10 protein-coding genes are annotated in these 16888 nt (G+C 64.6%); 4 read left to right on the top strand and 6 right to left on the bottom strand.

Translation table 11 applies throughout. From position 1 onward, the window contains the following. The gene (locus DPM33_RS21935; RefSeq protein WP_167449176.1) at nt 1–990 is read left to right on the top strand and encodes an NAD-dependent epimerase/dehydratase family protein; all 990 of its coding nucleotides are present in this window, start codon (nt 1–3) and stop codon (nt 988–990) included. Here DPM33_RS21935 and DPM33_RS37470 read toward each other — a convergent pair. Next, on the bottom strand, nt 974–7882 hold the full coding sequence (locus DPM33_RS37470) for a hypothetical protein (RefSeq protein ID WP_112099522.1): 6909 nt from the start codon (nt 7880–7882) through the stop codon (nt 974–976). The genes DPM33_RS21935 and DPM33_RS37470 overlap by 17 nt on opposite strands. Before the next feature lie 509 nt (nt 7883–8391). Between DPM33_RS37470 and DPM33_RS21925 the strand changes: the two genes are divergently transcribed. From DPM33_RS21925 to rimO, 3 genes are all read left to right on the top strand, one after another. After that, nucleotides 8392–8799: a DUF930 domain-containing protein gene (locus DPM33_RS21925; RefSeq protein WP_112099521.1), complete on the top strand. Its 408-nt coding sequence runs from the start codon at nt 8392–8394 to the stop codon at nt 8797–8799. Nucleotides 8800–8985: 186 nt separating this feature from the next. Next, nucleotides 8986–9645 carry a TerC family protein gene (locus DPM33_RS21920; protein WP_112099520.1) on the top strand — a complete coding sequence of 220 codons (660 nt, stop codon included), beginning with the start codon at nt 8986–8988 and terminating at the stop codon, nt 9643–9645. A 125-nt stretch (nt 9646–9770) separates the two neighbouring features. Next, the gene (rimO, locus tag DPM33_RS21915) at nt 9771–11084 is read left to right on the top strand and encodes a 30S ribosomal protein S12 methylthiotransferase RimO (protein WP_112099519.1); all 1314 of its coding nucleotides are present in this window, start codon (nt 9771–9773) and stop codon (nt 11082–11084) included. A 92-nt stretch (nt 11085–11176) separates the two neighbouring features. On the opposite strand, the gene DPM33_RS21910 is transcribed toward rimO, so the two are convergent. The 5 genes from DPM33_RS21910 to DPM33_RS21890 all read right to left on the bottom strand — a co-directional run bounded on the left by DPM33_RS21910 (nt 11177) and on the right by DPM33_RS21890 (nt 16684). Next, complete coding sequence (locus DPM33_RS21910) at nt 11177–11611, bottom strand: hypothetical protein (RefSeq protein ID WP_112099518.1); 435 nt, start codon at nt 11609–11611, stop codon at nt 11177–11179. A gap of 329 nt (nt 11612–11940) precedes the next feature. Then, a complete protein-coding gene (locus DPM33_RS21905; protein ID WP_112099517.1) occupies nt 11941–13008 on the bottom strand; it encodes a BMP family ABC transporter substrate-binding protein in 1068 nt (355 codons plus the stop codon). A gap of 51 nt (nt 13009–13059) precedes the next feature. Continuing rightward, entirely contained in the window at nt 13060–13980 is a 921-nt protein-coding gene (locus DPM33_RS21900; RefSeq protein WP_112099516.1) for an ABC transporter permease, read from the bottom strand. Then, nucleotides 13980–15110, bottom strand: coding sequence for an ABC transporter permease (locus tag DPM33_RS21895; RefSeq protein ID WP_112099515.1), 1131 nt, complete (start codon nt 15108–15110; stop codon nt 13980–13982). The genes DPM33_RS21900 and DPM33_RS21895 overlap by 1 nt, the downstream gene beginning before the upstream one ends. After that, nucleotides 15107–16684, bottom strand: a complete 1578-nt coding sequence (locus DPM33_RS21890; RefSeq protein WP_167449175.1) for an ABC transporter ATP-binding protein — start codon at nt 16682–16684, stop codon at nt 15107–15109. Before DPM33_RS21890 ends, DPM33_RS21895 begins: the two co-directional genes overlap by 4 nt. Between the last annotated feature and the right edge of the window lie 204 nt (nt 16685–16888).

Below are 16888 nucleotides of genomic sequence, written 5' to 3'. Positions count from 1 at the left end.
ATGCAGCGCGTCGTCGTGACCGGCGGCAGCGGCTTTGTCGGCGCGAGTTTGGTCAGACGACTGCTGTCGATGGATTGGCAGGTCGGTCTCTTGCTGCGGCCGGGCTTCGCGACCTGGCGTGTTCCCGACAGGCAGAAGAGGCTCTCGACGCATGTGGTCGACCTGACGGACGCATCGTCGGTGGAGACGCTGCTGCGGCGGCTGCGGCCCCGCTACGTGTTCCATCTGGCGGCGCATGGTGCATATTCGTGGCAGACCGACGCCGCCAGGATCGCGAACACGAACCTGGAAGCCACCCGCACATTGGCGCTTGCGTCGCTCAATGCGAATGTCGAGGCTTTCGTGCATACCGGGAGTTCGCTGGAGTACGGTCGCAAGCGGCACGCCCCTTCCGAGGATGAACCGACCGAGCCCGAAGGGGCCTATGCGATCTCGAAGGCCGCCGCGACCGCGTTCTGTCGCGATCTCGCGCGACAATCAGGCGTCCGCATGCCGACGCTCCGCCTCTACTCGGTCTACGGGCCATGGGAAGAGCCGCGACGCCTCGTGCCGTCACTGTATCTTCATGCGATGGCCGGGAAATGGCCGCCGCTTGCAAATCCCGACACAGCTCGGGATTTCGTCTGGATCGAGGACGTGATCGACGCCTTGATCCTTGTGGCCACGCGTCCGCTCGCGGACCCCGGAGCAATATTCAACATCGGCACCGGTCGACAAACCACGCTCGGCGAAATCGTCGAGCTCGTAGGCAAAACGACTGGCTGCGAGGCCGAGCCGCATTGGCAGAGTATGCCCGATCGAGACTGGGATACGGATATCTGGCGGGCCGAGACCCGGCACGCGGCCACCGAGTTGGGCTGGATCGCGCAAACGACGTTGCGGACCGGTTTGTACCAAACGGTGGAATGGCTACGGGAAGATCATGATCGCCTCGACTTCTATCGAGCGAGCGTCGACCTCACCTCGCCCCCCCCTACCAGTTCAGCTTAAAGCCGACATCGCCGCCATAGCTCTGCAAGCCGTCGCCGAACTTGCCGTCGAAGGCTGCAAACATCGAGGTGTTCGAGCCCCAGTTCATCTTCAGCCCAGCATTGACGGCAACCGCGTCCTCGGCCGCCGAGGCGCCCTCGATGACGAAGGAGGTGCCCGGCGCCGCCTGGAAGCTTGGCTTCACCGAACGATCCGTCTCGAATTCATGCACCCAGGCCGCGCGGCCCCAGGCCTGCAGCGACTGGCCGTCGCCGACGCCGATCGTTGTGTCGATCTGCAGGCCAAGCGAAGTCGGCAGCGAAGTGATGACGCGGTGGTCGAAGCTCAGGCCAAGCGCCCCGCCGTCTGGCGAAGTCTCGTCGAAAGCGTCCATCGACAGCAACGCGAACTGCAGCCCGGCGAAAGGCGTGATCGCGCCCTCGCCCACCTGCTGTCGCCAGCCCGCCTCGATGTTGGTGCCGAAACCGGCGCTCAGGAAATTGCTGCGCCAATCCTCGGTCGTCAAACCGGCTATGGGATCGATCGGCGAGGCCGAGCCGGGCACGGCCGTGGCGCGGTGGATGTTGTTGTTGTAGAGGCCGAAAGCGAGCGCGCCGTCGATGTAGAACTGGTCCCATTTGCGCGCGACATAGGCGCCGGCCCGGGCGCCGACGATGTTGCCCGACGTCTGGCGGTCGTCGACGACAAATGAACCCGCCGAGGCGCCCAGCGCGAAGCCCACCAGCATGTCGGGATCGCCGGCGGTCTCCATGCCCGCGGCGAGGTTGCCGCCTCTGTAGGTCGTGCCGGCACTGCCCACGGCCGCATCGCCGCTGATCTCGCCGCCATTGCCGCCGGCGCTCGCCCAATAGCTCCAGCGCCGCTGGTCGGGCTGCAGGGCCTTGAATGGATCCTTCTTGGTTTTCGCCGGTTCGTCATAAGCCTGCGGCGTGACCGTGTGATCCGTCGGATCGGTACCGACGCCGGTACGCCAGAAATCGGCCTGGCGGCCCATCGACGCGAAGAAGCTCTCATAGGCACCGAACTGCGGCTGCTCGGCACCGGAAACGCCCTCGCCCGAGATCGAATCGTAGACGGCGCCAAGCTGGCTCACCGTCGGAATGTAGAACAGCGCCTCGGCGATCTTCTGGAAATCCGGCGAGGTCGGGCCGCTCTGAATGGCGTTGACTGCGTTCGCTATCGGAATCTGGTTCCCGGTCAGGCCGGTGGGGGCAAAGCTGATGTCGACACCGAGATAGACGTCGTTGGCGCCTTGATATTGCAACTCATATTGCGCGACGGCGCTTGCGATCGAACTGAGTTCCAGTCCGGTGTGCGAGACGCCGCCATCGGCATGCAGGATGTGGAAGGTCTGGCTTCCGGGCTTCGCCGCGGCCGCATCCATGATGTTGAGATCGACCGCGCCAGCCAGATCGGCGGTGCCGGTGACGTCGATGAGGTCGGCTTGCGGATCGAGGTCGACGTCGAGCTTGTAGGCGCCGGTCGCAGCCTGGTTCCAATTGCCGACGAGGTTGGTCGTCATCACGTTGTTGTCGCCGCCCGGCGAGAAATAGCCGCTGTCGGCGAACAGGTTGCCGGCACCGAGCTTGGCGTCGGCGCCTGCATTGAAGATGGCATTGGCCGCATTGGTGAAGCTGTTGGCGCCGGCGCCGAGATCGAAGGAGCCGGTGACGGTGCCGTAATTGGTGACCGCCTCCTTGGCGTCGCCGGACAGGATCGCCCAGCCGCCGGCCGTGCCGCTCGCGGTCGTGATCGTGCCCTTGTTGCTGACCGTGTTGTTGTTGCCGTCGATGATCCAGACGCCGACCCCGATATGGTTCGCGTCGGTGGCGCCACCCAGGACCTTCCCGGATGCGCTCGTCAGATTGATGGCAATGGTGCCATTGCCGTCCACGGCCTTGCTCTGCGCGACGATGGCGTCGGTGCCGGCGGCATGGGTGACGACCGACCCGTCGAGATCGACGGTGACGTTGCCTGCGGTGCCGAGATAGTTCTGCGTCGCGTCCTTCTTGCCGCCATTGCTCTGGGCGAAGATGCCGATGGAGCCGGCGCCATAGGTATCGATCGTGCCGGCATAGTTGACGTGGACGATGCCTGAATCGCCGGCGTCGCCATTGCTGCCGACAGCCCAGTTTGTGACGGTGCTGACGCCCGGGATCAACTCGTTGCCGAGCGTGCCGAGGATGCCGCCGCCGCCGCCGACCGATTGGGCGAAGATGCCGGCCGAGGACGAGCCGTGGGTGATGATCGCGCCATTGCCATCGACCGTGACATCCTTGCCCGAGCCGCCGCTGCCGCCGCCCTGTTGGAAGGCAAGGCCGATGCCGAGATTGAGCGCCGGGAGCGGTCCCAGCCCATTCGCGAGCACGCGATCGACATTGCCGGCGACGCCGCCGCCGCCGCCCACCGATTGGGCGAAGATGCCGTTGGAGGCCGCGCCGAAGGTTTCGATCTTGCCGTTGCCGTTGTTGGTGACGTGGACGATGCCGCCATCGCCGCCGCTGGTACCCTTGCCGCCCACGCCGATCGTACCGGTGGCGCCGATGTTGCCTTTGCCGCCGACACCGCCGCCGCCGCCCACCGACTGGGCGAAGATGCCGTTGGAATTGCTGCCCTTCGTGGTGATGTTGCCGGTGTTGGTGACCTCGACAAGGCCGCCAATGCCTGACCCGCCGCCATTGCCGCCAACGGCTGCGCCGAGTGAGCTGTAAAGCTTGGTCTTGCCGAAGGCGAGGTTGGCGATCAGGGCCGCTGGAACCGGAATCAACTCGTCCGTGCCGAGGATGCCGTTGCCACCCGCGCCGCCGCCGCCACCCACGCTCTGCGCATAGATGCCGTCGGCAAGCGAACCGTTGGTTGTGATGCTGCCGTCATTGGTGACAGTCACGTGGCCGCCATCGCCGGCGGCGCCGCCCTGACCGCCGACAGCGACCGACATGGCGACGTTTATCAGCGCATCCGGGGGAGCCTCGCCCTTTCCGACCAGCACGTTGATCGAATTGGCGCGGCCACCGATGCCGCCGCCGCCGCCGATCGACTGCGCGAAGATGCCATAGGCACTGTTGCCCGTGGTCACAGTATCGCCGGCGATGTCCGTACTGGTGGTGATGAGGCCTGTCTCGATGTTGCCGTGGTTGTTGACGGCAACGTCCTTGCCGTCGCCCGCCAGCGCACCGTTGCCGCCGACCGCCACCGAGATGTTGGTGTTCTGCGCGCTCGAGCTGGTCGCGTTGGCCCAGCTTCCGACCGCTGTGATCGCGTTGCCGCCATCGCCGCCGCCGCCGCCCGCGCTCTGCGCGTAAATGCCGGCCGAATTGTCGCCATAGGTACGGATGACCGACCAGTTGTTGACTGTCGCGGTCGAGCCGTCGCCGCCGAGCGCGCCCTGGCCGCCCACGGTGACGCCGATGGACGCGAGCGGCAAATTGCTGTTGTTGATGCCGAGATTCACGCCGATCGCGAAGCCGCCGTCGCCGCCGCCGCCGCCGATCGACTGTGCCCTGACACCGTCGGCGCCGAGGCCGTAGGTGGTGATTGTAGACCCGGCAACGACGTCGCCAAGTTCGTTTTTGCCGGCATCGACGAAGACGGCGCCGCCGTTTCCGCCAGTGCCGCCCGTGCCGCCGACGGCGACCGATATATTGGCGCCCGGCCCCAACGAGCCGGAGCCCGATCCGGCGTAACCGCCGGTGCCGCCGCCGCCGCCGACCGATTGCGCCCAGATGCCGTGGGCTTCGGTGCCATGGGTGGTGATGTTGCCGCCATTGGTGACACGCACCGTGTCGCCGATGCTGCCTGTGCCGCCACTGCCACCGACGGCGACCGAAACTGCGACAGCAGGGATCTCCTCGGGATCTGGCGAAACAGCGAGCGAGAAGGCGATCGCCCCGCCGCCATTGCCGCCGCCGCCGCCGACCGACTGCGCGAAGATGCCGTAAGCCTTGGCGCCCGAGGTGACTATGTTCCCCTGGTTGTCGACGGTGACGGTTCCGCCGCTGCTGCCGTCGCCGGCATCGCCGCCGATGGCGGCCGATATCGCGCCGACCGCAAGCGCGCCGGCGATGGAGAAGCCGCCATTGCCACCGCCGCCGCCGAGACTTTGCGCGTTGATGCCGATTGAACCGTCCGCATGGGTGATGATCGAGGAGGCGTTGTAGACGGTAACGGCCTTGCCGATACCACCCGCGGCTCCCTTGCCGCCGAGGGTGACGGTCAGCGCGACCGCGCCGATCGTGCCGCCGCCGGCAAAGCCGCCATTGCCGCCGCCACCGCCGACCGACTGCGCGAAGATGCCGTGGGCCTGAAGGCCGTAGGTCTCGATCGTGCCGCCGGTCGTGTTGACGGTGACGATGTCGCCACTTCCTCCGACATCGGCAGCGCCGCCCATGGCGAGGCCAAAATTGAACGCGCCGCCGCCGCTCACCGCGACGGCGCCGCCGCCATCGCCACCGCCGCCGCCGACCGACTGCGCGAAAATGCCATAGGCGCCGTCGCCCTGAGTGGTGATGTCGCCCTTGTAGTTGACGGTCACGTCCTTGCCGTCGCCGCCGGGGCCGCCCTTGCCGCCGAGCGCGAAGCTGGCGCCGGCGCCGGAGGTGGCGGTCGAGACTGCGACCGCAAGGCCTCCCCTGCCGCCGCCGCCGCCAACCGACTGCGCGAAGACGCCATAGGCCTTGGCGCCTGTGACGACGGTTTGGCCAAGAAAATTGGTCGTGCGCGTGCCGGTGGTGATGTCGGAGGCGAGGAGGCCGCTGAGATTGCCCGGCGTGGCCACGTGGTTGACCTCGACCGATCCGCCGTTGCCGCCCTTGTCGCCGGAGCCGCCAATGGCGATTGCCACGGCTTCACCGACCGTATAGGAACCGCCGCCATTGCCGCCGCCGCCGCCCAGCGATTGGGCGAGGATGCCGACCGAATTGTCGCCGGTTGTCGCCAAGAGGTTTGACGAATTGACGATGACGTTCTGGCCGTCGCCGCCGCCCCCGCCTGAGCCGCCGATCGAGAAGAGTCCGCCGCTGGAGCCGCCATCGCCGCCGCCGCCGCCGATCGACTCCGCCTGGATGGCGGTGCCCGCGGTCGCGATGATGCCGGTATTGTTGACGGTGACCGTGCCGCCATTGCTGGTGGAGGAGCCCTTGCCGCCAATGGCGACCAGGCCGCCTGAATCGCCGCCATTGCCGCCGCCGCCGCCGATCGACTGGGCATAGATGCCGCGCGCCCTCGGTCCGGTGGTGATGAGCGTGCCGTCATTGGTAACGGACACCGCCCCGCCGGCGCCGCCGGTGCTGCCCTCGCCGCCGATGGCGACCAGGCCGCCGCTGCCCGAGCCGTTGCCGCCGCCGCCGCCGATCGATTGCGCCACGATCGCATCCGCGCCGACATCCTTGATGGTTGGGCCTAGATCTGTGACGCTCGTGTCTGTGCCGCCGTAGGTCGTAATATTCGCGTGGTTGTTCACGATCACGGTCTTGCCGTCGCCGCCGGAACCCGAGTCACCGCCAATGGCAACAAGGCCTCCCGCCCCGCCCGCATCGCCACCGCCACCGCCGATCGACTGCGCCAGGATGCCGAAGGCGCCAACGCCGTAGGTTGTAATGTTGCCGCCGGCATTGTTGTTGACGGTCACGGTATTGCCGGTGCCACCACCGGATCCAAGCTTGTTGCCGAGCGCGACGATGCCGCCGGAATCGCCTGCATTGCCGCCGCTCCCACCGAGCGACTGCGCCCAGATGCCGTAGGATCGAGTGCCCATGGTCTGGATGACGCCGGTGTTGGTCACCGTGACCACGCCACCATCGCCGCCAGCAGAGGCCGAGCCAGGCTGGCCCACAATGCCGAAGCTGTCGCCTCCACTGCCACCGCCGCCGCCGATCGATTGCGCAAAGATGCCGACAGATTTGTCCTGGTTCGTGGTGATCTGGCCGCTGTTGGTGACGGTGACTGTACCGCCTTTGGTCGGCGGGCCGCCGGAGCCGCCCTGGCTGAAGATATAGCCGTTGCCGCCGGCGCCGCCCTGGCCGCCCTTGCTCATCACGAAGATGCCATCGGCGCCGACCGCGTCGGTGGTGATGGTCGCGGCCGAATTGAGCGTGATGTCGCCGCCCTGGCCGGCCGCGCCGCCCTGGCGCGCGTCCTGATTGCCGTAGGAATCGCCTCCCTTGCCGCCATCGCCACCAATGCTGACGATCTCGACAGCGGGCTTGCCGGGCTGGCTGGAACTGTAGCTGGTGCCCACCGGAAGCGTGTCGTTGATCGTCGGACCATTGCCGCCCGGCTGGCCATCGGACCCGCTCACACCGATTGTCAGGCTGCCGAGAATGCCGAAGTTGATCTCGATCCCGTAGGCATTCGAGCCGCCCGAGCCGTTAGAACCGGTCTGCCGGTCGACAAAGCGAACGTCATTGCCCTGGGTCACGGTGCCGCCGGTGCCGGACGCTCCGCTGCCGCCGCCCGCGGTCGGAACATTGAGCTGGTAGGTGTTGAGCGTGCTTTGCGGATGGTTGGAGTCGGTCTCGTTCTCGACAACGATGCCGGTGTAGTAGCTTTGGCCACTCACGGTCGTCGTGGTGTAGGATAGGACCTTGTAGGTCGTTCCACCGGAAACGAAGGTGCTGTTGACGGCGGGCGGCGAGACGATGACGGCGTTGAAGGTGGTGCCGCTGCCGGAGGAAACCGCGGTCACCACCCAGCCGTTGGGCGGCGACGGTATCTGGACGACCGTCTCGAAATTGCCGGTGCCGGGATTGTAGATGGAGTCGCCGACCTTCACTGCGGCCAGCGCGCTGCCAACGGGCAGAAGCAGCATGGTGCTCGTCAGCATCGCGAACACGCTGGACCGGGCTGACCGGCGCAGAGCCTTCAGCCCAATCGCGGGCACACCGATAGTCTTCATTGCCGCATTCCCCCCGGGCCGTCCAACCAACCCGTCCCCGTACTCACGTGGCGTGACCCAAGGGAACCGCCTTGTCAACTTCACTTCAACTATCAAGACCCGAGTGACTTCACGGATTTGTTACCTCACGCAAGTAATCAGGCTTATGTCCGGCTGTTATAAAAAGTATTGAACCGTTTGGATTTCCTGAACTTTCCTGCCGGCGAGCCGCGCAGTCGACGTGCCGGTCAACCTGCCGAGCGGCGCCATGGCGGCCTAGCATGAAGGTCGGACGCGGGACGTCAGGGCTGACTTTTTCTGGGCATATCGCGGCTTCGGCAGAGGAGATGCACGAACGTAACGGCCTCTGCGCCGATCCGGCGCCTTCGTATGGATTAGCGATTCTGCAAGTCGCGGTCACCAAGAGTTGTGCGCCGCCTGCATTGGTTGATGGGCCCGACCCGATCCGACGCCCAGGATCGAGGTCAACCGTTGGTGAAACAGCGTTTATTTGATTTCTCGGACAAAATATGCTGCTTGTCGCGCCCATGAAAAAGCTCTGCCTGATGGTTCTGGCGTCGTTGGCGCCGGTCTTGCCGGCCAAGGCGATGGACAATGCGTTGCGTGCCGGCCTGATGAAACTCGATCCCGAAACCCGCCTCGAGCAGCGGTGCGACGCCGAGGTGCTCGACCGGATCAGTCACGACGATCACAACTACAAGGCTGACCGCGTCGTGGCCTACGCCTTCGGCACGCCGCAGATGAGCGCCGACGCCATCAAGAGCTCCGGTGCCGCCTTTCGCAGCAAGGGTCAGTGGTATCGGCTGAAGTTCAAATGCCAGACCGCGCCGGACCATATGGAAGTGCTGCAGTTCCGCTACAAGATCGGCGACGAGATCCCGGAATCCGACTGGGCCAGATATAATCTCTACGACTGATCGGCCATCGGGCGAACCTCGCCAATCGACACAACAGCCGCAAAATTCCTTTGATATCCGGTGGACCCAGGATGCCCCGAAAGAGCTGGTCCCGGCCTGTTCTCTTGACGCGCGGGAACCATACACGTTAGGGCGTCAGGACAGTCGACGATCGAGACTCAGCGAACAGCAAAGGGCCTCCAGCCGATGGATATTTTCAGCGCCGCAAGCATGACCGCCTTGCTTCAGGTCATTGCCATCGACCTGGTGCTCGCCGGCGACAATGCGATCGTCATCGGCCTGGCGGCGGCGGGACTGCCCGCGGATCAACGCAAGAAGGCAATCCTCATCGGCGTGATTGCAGCGACGGTGCTTCGCATCCTCTTTGCGGCGATCACGGTGAAGCTGCTCGCCATTGTCGGCCTGCTGCTGGCCGGCGGCATCCTGCTGCTTTGGGTGTGCTGGAAGATGTATCGCGAGTTGCGCACCTCCGATGCCGACGAGCATGAAGCCACGGAGGCGCTGGCCAATTCCGACCTCGACAGCGACAAGGCGATCGCTGGTAAGGCGCGGCGCAAGACGCTTGGGCAGGCGGCGCTGCAGATCGTCGTCGCCGACGTGTCCATGTCGCTCGACAATGTGCTCGCAGTCGCCGGCGCGGCGCGCGATCATTTCCCGGTGCTGGTCATCGGCCTCGTGCTGTCGATCGCGCTGATGGGCCTCGCGGCGAGCTTTATCGCCAGGCTCCTGCACCGCTATCGGTGGATCGCGTATATCGGCCTGCTGATCATCCTCTATGTCGCGCTCGACATGGTCTATCGCGGTGCGGTCGAAGTCTGGCCGCACGTCAATGCCGCGGTAAGTTGAGGCAATTCCAACCGGTCCGGCAGTTGCGCCTGACAATGCGTTTTGCCGCAGGATGGGCCAGCCCATACCAATGCCGCAATTAGTGTGGTATTGCGCCGCCGATCCCCAAAAGCCCGGAAGACCTTATGTCCGCCCCACGCGTCAGTTTCGTCAGTCTTGGATGCCCGAAAGCGCTCGTCGATTCCGAGCGCATCATCACGCGCCTGCGCGCCGAAGGCTACGAGATCGCGCGCAAGCATGACGGCGCCGACCTCGTCGTGGTCAACACTTGCGGTTTCCTCGATTCCGCGCGCGACGAGTCGCTCAGCGCCATCGGTTCGGCCCTTTCGGAAAACGGCCGCGTCATCGTCACCGGCTGCCTCGGCGCCGAGCCGGACGTCATCCGCGAGAAGCATCCCAATGTGCTGGCGATCACCGGTCCGCAGGCCTATGAGAGCGTCATGGCCGCGGTGCATGAGGCGGCCCCGCCGAGCCACGATCCCTATATCGACCTGCTGCCGCCGCAGGGCGTGAAGCTGACGCCGCGCCACTACGCCTATCTGAAGATTTCCGAAGGCTGCAACAACCGTTGCACGTTCTGCATCATTCCCGCGCTGCGCGGCGATCTCGTCTCCCGCCCGGCCGCGGATGTGCTGCGCGAAGCCGAAAAGCTGGCCAAGGCCGGCGTCAAGGAGATCCTCGTCATCTCGCAGGACACCAGCGCCTACGGCATCGACATCAAGTATCAGACCAGCATGCTCGGCGACCGTGAGGTGCGGGCGAAATTCCTCGACCTCGCCGAGGAGCTCGGCAAACTCGGCATCTGGATACGCATGCACTACGTGTATCCCTATCCGCATGTCGCCGACGTCATCCCGCTGATGGCTGACGGAAAAATCCTTCCCTATCTAGACATCCCCTTCCAGCACGCCTCGCCGCAGGTGCTGAAAAACATGCGCCGTCCCGCGCATGGCGAAAAGACGCTGGACCGCATCCGCGGCTGGCGCGAGGTCTGTCCCGACCTCGCCATCCGCTCGACCTTCATCGTCGGCTTCCCCGGCGAGACGGAAGACGATTTCCAGATGCTGCTCGACTGGCTGGACGAGGCGAAAATAGACCGCGCCGGCTGCTTCAAATACGAGCCGGTCAAGGGCGCGCGTTCCAACGATCTCGGGCTGGAGCAGGTGCCGCAGGAGATCAAGGAAGCGCGCTGGCACCGTTTCATGCAGCGCCAGCAGAAGATCTCGGCTGCGCAACTCGCCAAGAAAGTCGGCAAGCGCCTGCCGGTGCTGATCGACGAAGCGCATGGCACGTCCGCCAAGGGCCGCACCAAATATGATGCGCCCGAGATCGACGGCTCGGTGCACATCCAGTCGCGGCGGCCGCTGCGCGCCGGCGAGATCGTGACGGTCAAGATCGACCGTGCCGACGCTTATGACCTTTACGGCTCGGCGGTCTGATAGCGCACGCCAAAGTGGGTATCTTCAATGAATAAGGGCGCCTCACGGCGCCCTTTGACTGTCGAGACATCCTCGGCGTCGGCAGCCTCTCGTCAGAGCTTCACCGCTTCGATTGCCGACAGGGAACGCTCGATCACCTGATCGAGAGTCTTGTCGAGGCGCGTGCCCGTTTCGACCGCCGACAGCCGAGCGGCAAATCCCAAATGATAGTCGACGAACCACTCGGGGCGCGGCTCCGGTTCCGGGAACGGTCCCCACCATGGGGGCAGCTTCGGGATCTTTGGTCGCGTGGGGCACCAGTCGTCGAGATCGCTCATCAGCGTCTTCATATCGAGACCGCCTCGCTCGGCCACCCACAAATAGCGGACGAATTCCTCGGCGACCGCGGCGCCCAGTTCATGCGGCGGCAGCGGCTGCGGGTTGAGTGCGACCCGCGCCAGCCCACCCTGTGGTCCGCGCGGGATGACGTCGTATATGGCGGGAAAACGTTTCCCGATGATTGCCAGAAGCTTCTTATTCAACTGCATAAGACCCCCTTCCGCGGGCGCTCTGTCACGCCAGCTGATTTCGTCTAAGTTGCGCGATCAGCATGGAAGTAGAGGTCGCCGGCGTATGTGAAAGTGGTTACGTAAACCTGCAAGAATATTGCACCATTATCGTAAAATGTCTGAATTCATAAAATCTGCATCGAAATTGATATTAAATACTCAACACGAGAGACTGTCGAATGATCTTTAGCCAACTGGCAAAAAACCAAGTCAGCTCTCGTTCGACACGCCAAAGTCTTGCCGATCGATCTCACAAACGAAAGAGGGCGCCTCGCGGCGCCCTCCCCGGTTCGAGACGTCGGCGGCGCTTACTGCGGCAGCTTGTCGTCGATGCCCTTGACGTAGAAATTCATGCCGAGCAGCGTGCCGTCGTCGGCGACTTCGCCGTCCTTCAGCCACGGCGAGCCGTCCTGCTTCGACACCGGGCCGGTGAAGGGGTTCCAGCCGCCGGCGATCTTCTTCGACGTCGCTTCGGCCATCGCCTTCACGTCGTCGGGCATGTTGGTGAAGGGCGCGAGCTTGACGGCGCCGTCCTTGATGCCGAGCCAGACATTGTCCGGCTTCCAGGTGCCGTCGAGCGCTGCCTGGACGCGGCTGATGTAATACGGACCCCATTCGTCGGTCAGCGAGGTCAGCTGCGCGTTCGGCGCGAACTTGATCATGTCGGACGACTGGCCGAAGCCGTGCAGCTTGCGCTCCTCGGCCACCTGCAGCGCGGCGGTCGAGTCGGTGTGCTGGACGATGATGTCGGCGCCCTGATCGAACAGCGCCTTGGCGGCGTCGGCTTCCTTGCCCGGATCGAACCAGGAATTCACCCACACGATCTTCACCTTGAAGTCGGGATTGACCGACTGCGCGCCGAGGATGAAGGAGTTGATGCCCATCACCACTTCCGGGATCGGGAAGGAGACGATGTAGCCGGCGAGGCCCTTCTTCGATTCCTTCGCCGCGATCTGGCCGAGCACATAGCGGCCCTCATAGAAGCGGGCATTGTAGATGCCGAGATTGCCGCCGGTCTTGAAGCCCGTGGCATGCTCGAACATCACCTTGGGGAACTTCTTGGCGACCTTCACCTCGGCATCCATGAAGCCGAACGAAGTGCCGAAGATGATCTTGCACTTCTCGCGCGCCAGTCGCTCGAAAGCGCGGTCGGCGTCGGGGCCTTCCGACACGTTTTCGAGATAGGCGGTCTCGACCTTGTCGCCGAGCGCCTTCTCCACTTCGAGGCGGCCCTGGTCGTGCTGGTAGGAATAGCCGAAGTCGCCGATCGGGCCCGTATAGACCCAGCAGGCCTTTAGCTTGCCCGCCGCCTCGGCACTTGCCGCAAGCGACAGGGCCGCGGCTGTGGTCATCAATGCAATAAGCAGTTTTTTCATTGTGTTACCTCTCTGAGTTAAGCCTTGGAGCTTCCCGTCTTTTTGTTGTCGTCAACGATCCGGAACGAATGGCTGCCCCAACGAAGCCGGCGTGTTCATCATCGTCAGCCGCTTGTTGCGCGAGATTAGAACGAGAACCACGATGGTTGCCAGATAGGGCAGCGAAGAAAGAAACTGCGAGGGCACCGGAATGCCAAAAGCCTGTGCATGAAGCTGGCCGATCCACACCGCGCCGAAGATATAGGCGCCGGCCAGCACCCGCCACGGGCGCCAGGAAGCGAACACCACCAGCGCCAGCGCGATCCAGCCGCGGCCAGCGCTCATGTTCTCGACCCATTGCGGCGTGTAGACCAGCGACAGGTGGCCGCCGGCAAGGCCGGCGCAGGCGCCGCCGAACATCACGGCGAGATAGCGGTACCGGATGACCTTGATGCCGAGCGCATGGGCGGACGTATGGCTGTCGCCGATCGAGCGCAGCGTAAGGCCGGTGCGCGTCTTGAACAGGAACCACATGACCGCCGCGGTCAGCGCGATCGAGATGTAGAAGACCGGATCCTGGCCGAAGATCAGCTTGCCCACCACCGGGATCGAGCTGAGCCCGGGGATATCGAGATTGGGCAATCTGACGCCCGGCTGGCCGACGAAGCTGGTGCCGATCATGCCGGACAGGCCGAGGCCGAGCAGCGTCAGCGACAGGCCGGTGGCCACCTGGTTGGTGGCCAAAGACAGCGTCATGACGGCGAAGAGCAGCGAGAACAGCGCGCCGACGATGATCGCGGCCAGCAGGCCGATCCAGGGCGAACCGGTGAGGTAACCGGCGCCGAAACCGCCGACGGCGCCCATGATCATCATGCCTTCGACGCCCAGATTGAGCACGCCGGAGCGCTCGACCACCAGCTCGCCGATTGCCGCGATCAACAGCGGCGTGGCCGCGGTGGCGATGGTCAAAAGGATGTTGACGGTGATGTCCATCAGCGGGCCTCCTCGAGCTTCGGCGCTGCTTCGAGCTTCGCCGTGCCGTTCGCCTTCGTCAGCGCCATGCCGATCAGGCGGATGCGGTAGTGGATGAGCGTGTCGCAGCCGAGCACGAAGAACAAAAGCATGCCCTGGAAGACACGCGCCACCTTGTCGGAAATGCCGAGCGCGCTCTGCACCGCCTCGCCGCCGAGATAGGTCAGCGCCAGCACGAGACCCGCGGCCACGATGCCCAGCGGATTGAGCCTGCCGAGGAAGGCGACGATGATGGCGGTGAAGCCGTAGCCGGGTGAGATCACCGGCTGCAACTGGCCGATGGCGCCGGACACTTCCGAGATGCCCGCCAGGCCGGCCAGCGCGCCGGACAGAAGGAAGGTGAAGAACACCATCTTGTTGAAGCCGAAGCCGGCGAAGCGCCCTGCCCGTGGGCTGGAGCCCAGAACGCGCACTTCAAACCCTTTCAGCATGCGGCTCATCATCAGCCAGATCAGCACGGCGGCGACCAGCGCGAAGACGAAGCCCCAATTGGCGCGGCCTGCATCGGGCATCAGTTCGGGCAGCACGGCGGAGTCGCCGAACTGGATGGTCTGCGGAAAACCGTGGCCTTGCGGATCGCGCCATGGGCCGCGCACCAGCCAGTCGAGGAAGAGCTGCGCGACATAGACCAGCATCAGGCTGGTCAGGATCTCGTTGGTGCTGAACCGCGTCTTCAAAAGCGCCGGGATCGATGCGTAGAAGGCGCCGCCGACCATGCCAAGCAAGAGCATCAGCGGGATCACCAGCGGGCCCTCGAATTGCGGGAACAGCACCGGGATGATCGAGCCGAAGATCGCGCCGAAAATGAACTGGCCCTCGGCGCCGATATTCCAGATGTTGGCCTTGTAGCAGACCGACAGGCCGACCGCGATCAGGATCAGCGGTGCCGCCTTGATCGCCAATTCGTGCAACTGCCAGACCTGGCTGATCGGCTCGACGAAATAGATCTCGAAGGCGTTGAGCGGATTGACGCCGAGCAACGCGAACATGATGGCGCCGGCAATGATCGTCAGCGCGAAGGCGATGAAGGGCGACAGCATGGAGAACAGCGCCGAGCGCTGCGGGCGTTTGACAAGTTCGATGCGCATCATGCCACCTCCATTCCGTGTTCGGCGTGGCCCGGCTCGGCGCCGCCCATCAACAGGCCGATCTTCTCGAAAGTCGCCTCGGCGATCGGCAGCGGTTTCGACAGTTCGCCGTTATGCATGACGGCGATCGCGTCCGACAGTTCGAACAATTCATCGAGGTCCTGGCTTATGACCAGCACCGCCGACCCGCTGCGGGCGAGCTCGATCAGCGCCTGGCGGATATGCGCGGCCGCACCTGCGTCGACGCCCCAGGTCGGCTGGTTGACGATCATGACGCTCGGCTTGCGGTCGAGTTCGCGGCCGACGATGAATTTCTGCAGATTGCCGCCCGACAGCGCCGCCGCCTCCGGGTCGGGCGCACTCTTGCGCACGTCCATGGCGGTGATAATGCGCTGGGCGGCACTGTAGACGGAGCCGTTCTTGACCATGCCGCCCGAGCCGACGAAAGCCTTGCCGTCTGTGGCGTGGCGCGACAGCAGCAGGTTCTCAGACAGCTTCATACGCGGCGCCGCGCCATGGCCGAGGCGCTCTTCCGGCACGAAGGCAGCCCCCATCAGGCGGCGTCCCGTGATGGAGAATGCGCCGGCGTCCTTGCCGCGAATCCGCACGGAACCGGCATCCTGCTGCAGCACCTCGCCGGAGACGGATTCGAAGAGCTCGCCCTGGCCGTTGCCGGCAACACCGGCGATGCCGATGACTTCGCCGGCGCGTACGGTGAGGTTGATGTTCTTGAGTGGGATGGCGAAGGGCGTCGCCGGCTTGCGGCTGAGGCCGCGGATCTCCAGCAGCGCCGATGCGGTTTCGATGCCCTCTGCCGGCGCGCGCACCACGGCCTTCACCTCGCTGCCGACCATCATGCGGGCAAGCGATGCGGCCGTCTCCTCACGCGGATTGCAGTGGCCGACGACCTTGCCGTGGCGCAGCACGGTCGCGCGGTCGCAGATGCGTTTGACCTCTTCCAGCCGGTGCGAAATGTAGAGGATCGACTTGCCCTCCGAGCGCAGCCGTTCCAGCGTCTCGAACAGCTTGTCGGCTTCCTGCGGCGTCAGCACCGAGGTCGGCTCGTCGAGAATGATGAGCTGCGGCGTCTGCAAGAGGCAGCGGATGATCTCGATGCGCTGGCGCTCGCCCACGGAGAGGTCTCCGACCAGCGAGTCCGGATCGAGCGGCAGGCCATAGCTGAAGGACAGCGCCCTCGCCTTGGCGGCAATGGTGCTGATCGGCGAACCGTCATTGAGCGAAAGCGCGATATTCTCGGCCGCCGTCAGCGCCTCGAACAGCGAGAAGTGCTGGAACACCATGCCGATGCCGAGCTTCTTCGCCACGCCCGGGCTGGTGATCTTGACCGGCTTGCCGTCCCAGAATATCTCGCCAGAATTCGGCTCGAGCGATCCGAACAGCATCTTGACCAGCGTCGACTTGCCGGCGCCGTTCTCGCCGAGCAGCGCGTGAATCTCGCCTTTTGCGATATTGAGATCGATGTGATCGCACGCCGTCAGCGTGCCAAAAATCTTCGTAAGGCCACGACCCTCGAGCAGGTTCGCCCTGTCATGATTTGCACTCACAGTGCCTCCCATCTGGTGTCCCAGATATGTTCTGTGTTCCCGAGATCATGGTATGCGCGGCCGGCTCCTGTCGGAAAGCGGCACCCAACTTGAAAGAGCTTCAAGAATTCCAGCGGAAACTCAAGGGGTAAGATAGACCTCTTGAGAACGGCGGCAAATCCGCAGCGCTTTTCGGGCAAGCCGTGCCTCCAAGCACGGCAAGCCGCTGAAAAACAA

This window comes from Mesorhizobium hawassense (genome assembly GCF_003289945.1).
In the GTDB taxonomy this organism is placed as follows: Bacteria; Pseudomonadota; Alphaproteobacteria; order Rhizobiales; family Rhizobiaceae; genus Mesorhizobium; species Mesorhizobium hawassense.
The sequence above is the reverse complement of the archived record's forward strand: the minus strand, read 5'-3'. Positions and strand labels throughout refer to the sequence as shown.

What these genes read in the sequence shown, in the direction of transcription:
- DPM33_RS37470 (WP_112099522.1), bottom strand. Translation starts at nt 7,882, where the DNA reads ATGAAGACTATCGGTGTGCCCGCGATTGGGCTGAAGGCTCTGCGCCGG.
- DPM33_RS21920 (WP_112099520.1), top strand. Translation starts at nt 8,986, where the DNA reads ATGGATATTTTCAGCGCCGCAAGCATGACCGCCTTGCTTCAGGTCATT.
- DPM33_RS21905 (WP_112099517.1), bottom strand. Translation starts at nt 13,008, where the DNA reads ATGAAAAAACTGCTTATTGCATTGATGACCACAGCCGCGGCCCTGTCG.
- rimO (WP_112099519.1), top strand. Translation starts at nt 9,771, where the DNA reads ATGTCCGCCCCACGCGTCAGTTTCGTCAGTCTTGGATGCCCGAAAGCG.
- DPM33_RS21925 (WP_112099521.1), top strand. Translation starts at nt 8,392, where the DNA reads ATGCTGCTTGTCGCGCCCATGAAAAAGCTCTGCCTGATGGTTCTGGCG.
- DPM33_RS21895 (WP_112099515.1), bottom strand. Translation starts at nt 15,110, where the DNA reads ATGATGCGCATCGAACTTGTCAAACGCCCGCAGCGCTCGGCGCTGTTC.
- DPM33_RS21910 (WP_112099518.1), bottom strand. Translation starts at nt 11,611, where the DNA reads ATGCAGTTGAATAAGAAGCTTCTGGCAATCATCGGGAAACGTTTTCCC.
- DPM33_RS21890 (WP_167449175.1), bottom strand. Translation starts at nt 16,684, where the DNA reads ATGGGAGGCACTGTGAGTGCAAATCATGACAGGGCGAACCTGCTCGAG.
- DPM33_RS21935 (WP_167449176.1), top strand. Translation starts at nt 1, where the DNA reads ATGCAGCGCGTCGTCGTGACCGGCGGCAGCGGCTTTGTCGGCGCGAGT.
- DPM33_RS21900 (WP_112099516.1), bottom strand. Translation starts at nt 13,980, where the DNA reads ATGGACATCACCGTCAACATCCTTTTGACCATCGCCACCGCGGCCACG.